Source organism: Streptomyces alkaliphilus, from assembly GCF_014141535.1.
In the GTDB taxonomy this organism is placed as follows: Bacteria; Actinomycetota; Actinomycetes; order Streptomycetales; family Streptomycetaceae; genus Streptomyces; species Streptomyces alkaliphilus.
This window is the reverse complement of sequence record NZ_VKHT01001556.1, coordinates 1-735: the sequence shown is the minus strand read 5'-3', so window position 1 is coordinate 735 and position 735 is coordinate 1. Positions and strand designations below refer to the sequence as shown.

1 protein-coding gene is annotated in these 735 nt (G+C 74.1%); it reads right to left on the bottom strand.

The genetic code is table 11. From position 1 onward, the window contains the following. Nucleotides 1-718 (bottom strand): glutamate racemase (locus FNQ90_RS25645; RefSeq protein WP_182608493.1); only part of this gene is annotated, 718 nt, incomplete at its 3' end. Nucleotides 719-735 lie beyond the last annotated feature (17 nt).

Genomic DNA, 735 nt, shown 5'->3' with positions numbered 1-735 from the left:
CTCCCGGGCCGACCGCAGGGCCCTCGCCGTGGATGCCGGCGCGACGCAGGGCCTGGGTGGCGACCGCCCCGGCGGACCCGTGCAACCGCACCGACGCGCCGAGGGCCTCGGTCAACCGTTCACGGATGGTCGTGGCGACCAGTTCGTAGTGTGTACATCCCAGCACCACGTCCCGCACCCCGGCCGGGGTGAGCCGGACCGCCGCGTCCACCGCCCGGGCGATCGCGTCGGGATCGGCCCGTTCCACGGCGTCCGCCAGACCGTGGCAGGGCACCTCGGCCGTCTTCACACCACCGGCGAACTCCGTGATCAGCCGACGCTGATAGACGCTGCCGGTGGTGGCGGGGGTGGCCCAGATCGCGAGAGGCCCGCCCGCCAGCGCCCCGGGCTTGACCGCCGGCACCGTCCCGATGACGGGCACGGCGGGTTCGAGTTCGGCCCGCAGGGCCTCCAACGCGTGAACGGAGGCGGTGTTGCAGGCGATCACCAGCGCGCGCGGACCGTGTTCCAACGCCGCGCGCGCACAGCGCAGGGCGCGTGCCGCGATGTCGCCCGGCTCCCGGGGCCCCCAGGGCATCCCGTCCGGGTCACCGGACAACACCAGGGAGACATCCGGGCGGGTGCGGCGCACCGCGGCGGCGGCGGCGAGAAGCCCTAGACCCGAGTCGATGAGCGCGATCTTCACGGGGTCAGGGTACCCCGTGAAGATCGCGCTCATCGACTCGGGTCTAGGGC